The 4600-nt window shown below is 64.2% G+C and carries 5 protein-coding genes; 4 read left to right on the top strand and 1 reads right to left on the bottom strand.

Annotated features, from left to right (window positions below):
* A partial coding sequence (locus EN914_RS38760) for a hypothetical protein (RefSeq protein ID WP_206527234.1) occupies positions 1 to 225 on the top strand: 225 nt, incomplete at its 5' end.
* Here the strand turns inward: EN914_RS38760 and EN914_RS25215 are convergent.
* Positions 194 to 985, bottom strand: a complete 792-nt coding sequence (locus EN914_RS25215; RefSeq protein WP_024504726.1) for an ATP-binding cassette domain-containing protein — start codon at positions 983 to 985, stop codon at positions 194 to 196. The two genes, EN914_RS38760 and EN914_RS25215, sit on opposite strands and share 32 nt — an antisense overlap.
* A 212-nt stretch (positions 986 to 1197) precedes the next feature.
* Between EN914_RS25215 and EN914_RS25210 the strand changes: the two genes are divergently transcribed.
* The 3 genes from EN914_RS25210 to EN914_RS25200 form a co-directional block, all read left to right on the top strand.
* Positions 1198 to 3381, top strand: a complete 2184-nt coding sequence (locus EN914_RS25210; RefSeq protein ID WP_245265383.1) for a TonB-dependent siderophore receptor — start codon at positions 1198 to 1200, stop codon at positions 3379 to 3381.
* A gap of 25 nt (positions 3382 to 3406) precedes the next feature.
* A complete protein-coding gene (locus EN914_RS25205; RefSeq protein ID WP_024504728.1) occupies positions 3407 to 4267 on the top strand; it encodes an ABC transporter substrate-binding protein in 861 nt (286 codons plus the stop codon).
* Positions 4264 to 4600: iron chelate uptake ABC transporter family permease subunit (locus tag EN914_RS25200; protein WP_164778890.1), on the top strand; the 337-nt coding region annotated here is incomplete at its 3' end. The genes EN914_RS25205 and EN914_RS25200, both read left to right, overlap by 4 nt.

Raw genomic sequence — 4600 nt, 5'->3', positions numbered from 1 at the left:
GTGGGAGCAGCCGGGGTGGGGGCATCAATCGCCGGCGCGGCACCGGCCGGTTGCTCCTGGGCCATCGCGCTGCCGGCCGACAGGATGACGGATGCGACCAACGCCGCCAACAAACCACTTCTCGACAACAGCTTCTTCCTTGTTCTCACAGCGGCCAGCCGCCTTCTATTTCCCGCCGCCGCACCAGATCTCGTCACTGCACATAGCCGACAGGCTGGCCGGTGACGGGGTGCGCGAACACGCCCATCTCCACGCCGAAAATGCCTTTCAGCACATCGCTGCGCATGATCTCGGCTGGTGTGCCGCGCGTCAGCAGCTTGCCGTCCTTGAGCGCGATCAGCTCGTCGCAGTAGCGCGCCGCCATGTTGGGATCGTGCAGCACGACGACGACGCACAGGTCGCGTTTGCGGCTGAGTTCCTTGACCAGCCCGAGCACCTCGACCTGATGGGCGATGTCGAGTGCCGAGATCGGCTCGTCGAGCAGCATGACGCCGGCGTTCTGCGCCACCAGCATGGCGAGCCAGGCGCGCTGGCGCTCGCCGCCCGACAATTCGTCCACCAGCCGATCCGCGAACCCGTCCATGTCGGTCAGGGCCAGCGCCTCGTCGACATGCTGCCTGTCCTGCGCGCGGAAGCGGCCAAGCGCGCCATGCCAGGGATAGCGTCCCAACGTCGCCAGTTCGCGCACGGTCAGGCCGGTCGCCGCCGGTGTCGTCTGCGGCAGATAGGCAAGCGCGCGGGCAAATTCGCGGGCGCCCCATTGCGGCAACGGACGCCTGGCGAAAGTGATGGCGCCTGAACTCGCCGGCTGTTGGCGCGCCATGAGCTTGATCAGCGTCGACTTGCCCGAACCATTGTGGCCGATCAGCCCATAGACGCGCGAGCGCTCCAGTTCGAGCGAGACCGGACCGAGCAGCGTCCGCTCGCCGACGGCAAAGCGCACCGCGTCGATATGGAAGGCAGTCTGGGCATCAATTCCAGCCATGCTCATGGCTTTTCTCCAGTGCGGCCGCCCGCATTTCCAGATTCCGGCTTTCGACGGCTCATGCCCGGTTGACTATGAAACATGACCTTACTAGTCAACATTGAAGATGACTGCAACGATCAACAAATCGTCGCGACCGGCAATATCGACATGAAATTTGGAAAAGGGGGCGCAGGATGATCTCGGGACGTGGACTGATTTGGCAGGACCGGATGGCGCGAAAGCGCCTGCTGATCGCAGCGGTGTCGGTGCCGGCCCTGCTTGGCTGCGGCCATGCACTGGCCCAGGAGACGGTCACCACCACCCTGGACCCGATCAACGTCCAGGAACGTGTCGAAAGCGCCTTCGGGCCGGTCAAGGGCTACGTGGCCACCAAGGGCTCCACCGGCACCAAGACCGACACGCCGCTGATCGAGACGCCACAGTCGATATCGGTGATCACCAAGGGCCAGATGGAAGCACAGGCGATCGACAATCTCGGCGGCGTTCTGCGCTACACGCCCGGCGCCACTGGCGATCTCTACGGCACCGACAATCGCGGCCTCGGCCTGCAATTGCGCGGCATTTCGAACGCCAACGGCGTCTTCTACAAGGACGGGCTGCAGCTCAAGGAGAGCAATTTCACCCTGTTCACCGCGCTCGATTCCTACGGGGCGGAACGTTACGAAGTGCTGCGCGGACCAGCCTCGGTGCTTTATGGCCAGGCAAGCCCCGGCGGCATCATCAACTATGTCAGCAAGCGGCCGACCGAGGAAAACCTGCGCGAGATCGAACTCGGTGGCGGCAGCTTCAATCGCTATGAAGGCAAGTTCGATTTCAGCGGTGCCGTGAACGCCGACAAGTCGCTGCTGTTTCGCCTCACCGGTGCCGCTCACATGGGCGACACGCAGACCGATTTCGTCAAGGACGATCGCATCTTCATCGCGCCGGCGATCACCTGGCAGCCCGATGCCGACACCAGCCTGACCATCCTCGCCAACTATCAGCGCGACCGCTCGGGATGGGCGATGCAGTACCTGCCTGCCTACGGCACGGTCATACCGGGCAAGGACGGCAAGTACCTGCCGAACAGCATGTTCGTCGGCGAACCCGGCTTCGATTCCTACAACAACGACCAGGCCTCGATCGGCTACGAATTCGATCACCGTTTCAACGAAACTTGGCAGGTGCGACAGCATGCCCGCTACGTCCACCTCACCCACACCGAGGAGGGCGTCTTTGGTGGCGGACTGACGGACTCGAACGGCCTGGAACCTTCAAGCGGCGACTACTACCGTTACGCAGATGCCGGCGGCACCAAACTCAGCGGCGTCACCATCGACAACCAGGCACAAGCCGATTTCGACACCGGGCCGCTTGCCCACACGCTGCTCGTCGGCCTCGACTACAAACGCTACACTTACCGCGACTATGCCTCGGAAGGGACCGTCGAGGACGGTTTCAACATCTTCGATCCGGTTTACGGGTACCCGATCACCGATCTGACGCCCTACACCGATACCGACACCACCCAGCAGCAGGTCGGTCTCTATGCCCAGGACCAGGTCAAGTTCGGCAACTGGCGGCTGACCCTTGGCGGCCGCCAGGATTGGTCGGATGCCAAGGTCTACGACAATCTGGCCGGCGGCTACATTCCCGAGCAGAAGGACAACGCCTTCACCAGCCGCGCCGGCCTGGTCTATCTCGCAGACAACGGCCTGGCACCCTATGTCAGCTATTCCGAGTCGTTCCAGCCGGTGGCCGGCGCCGATAGCGACGGCAATCTGTTCGTGCCCGAGACCGGCAGGCAGTACGAGATCGGCCTGAAGTACCAGCCGACTGGCTGGAATTCCTTCATTACGGCATCGGTTTTCGACCTGACCCGACAGAATGTCGTGCGTTCCGGTAATGAGGGCTCACCCAACGATCTGTTCCAGACCGGTGAGATCCGTTCGCGCGGCGTGGAATTCGAGGCCGTTGCCAGCCTCGATTCCGGCTTCGACCTGAGAGCGGCCTACACCTATCTCGACACGAAGATCACCAGGGCGACCGCTGTCGAAGACGTCAACGGCGTCTGGGTCAGCAACGAGGGCAACACGCCCTTCGGCGTGCCGGCCCATTCCGCATCGCTTTGGGCCAATTACACCTTCATGAGCGGCAAGCTCGAAGGTCTCGGCCTGGGCGCCGGTGTCCGCTATGTCGGCTCGACCTATGGCGACGACGCCAACAGCTTCAAGGTTCCGTCGGTCGTGCTCGCCGACGCGGCGGTGCATTACGCCTGGCAGAACGCCACGCTCAGCCCCAATGCCAGCAATCTGTTCGACAAACGCTACGTCGCCTCCTGCTTCTCCTCGGGCTTCGGCTGCTTCTACGGCGAGGGCCGCAGGATCAACGGTTCGGTGAAATACACATGGTAGAAGCAATGTGGCGGGCCGGCCCAAAATGGCGGCGCTGACACGGCGCCAGTATCTTGCCGGCCTCGCCGCGACCGGCCTCGCTTTGCCGGGCGGCACGGCACGCGCGGCACCTGCCCGCGTCGTCTGCCTGGAATGGACATCGGCCGAAATGGTGGTCTCGCTCGGCGTGTCGCCGCTCGCCGTCGGCGACACCAGGGGTTATGGCGACTGGGTCCAGGGCCCGGCGCTGCCGCAGGCCACCATCGACCTGGGATCGCGCAGCGAGCCCAATCTCGAACTGCTTCGGGAATTGCGGCCCGACCTGATCGTCGGCGCCTATGGCTATGGCTTGGACGAGAACAGCTTCACCAGATTGGCGCCGACCTTCAATGTGCCGTTCTACAGCGGCAAGGCTCCACCTTACGCGCAGGCGCAGCAGGTGACGCTGCAGCTTGGCGACATGCTTGGCCGTGGGACGGAAGCAGAAAACCTTGTCGGGCGCACCGAAGCCTCGATCGCCCAAGCGCGTGCCAGGCTGGAGCGGGCGGCGCAAAAACCGGTCTGCGTCGTCAGCATGTTCGACGATCGCCATGTCCGCGTCTACGGCGCCGGCAGCCTGCTGCAGGACGTCCTCGACCGGCTCGGCCTCGTCAATGCCTGGACTGGCGCCACCAATGAATGGGGTTTTTCGACGGTCGGCATCGAGGAACTGGTCGCCGTCGGCGAGGCGCAACTGATCTCGCTCGATCCGATCCCGCCGCACGTCAGGATCAGGATCGCCCGCAACTCGCTCTGGGCCAATCTGCCCTGCGTCCGGAACGGCCAGGTGCGGACCATTCCGCCGGTCTGGCCGTTCGGCGGTCTTACTGCCGCCGCGCGTTTCGCCGAATTCGTGGCAGCGGCATGATCGCTCAGGCAATGTCCCTGCCGCGACAGCGCGACGGCATCGGCGCGCTCATCCTGCTGGTGGCCGTGCCCGCGGGTCTGGCGCTGGTGCTGAGCGTCATCGATCTCATCCACCTTCTGCCGGCGCACCTGTGGTGGCAGGCGCTCACCGCCCCCGACACATCCGATCCAGTGCAGTTGCTGTATCGCTATGCTTTCCTGCCACGTGTCGCCGTCAGCGTGCTGGCCGGCGCGGCGCTCGGTCTCGCCGGTGTCGTCATGCAGCATGTGCTGCGCAACCCGCTGGCCGAGCCGACCACGATCGGCACCAATGCCGGAGCAAGCCTCGCTTTGG

This window comes from Mesorhizobium sp. M7A.F.Ca.CA.001.08.2.1 (genome assembly GCF_003998455.1).
Lineage (GTDB): Bacteria > Pseudomonadota > Alphaproteobacteria > Rhizobiales > Rhizobiaceae > Mesorhizobium > Mesorhizobium ciceri.
Note: the sequence above shows the minus strand (reverse complement) of the source record. Positions and strands in the feature narration are given on the sequence as shown.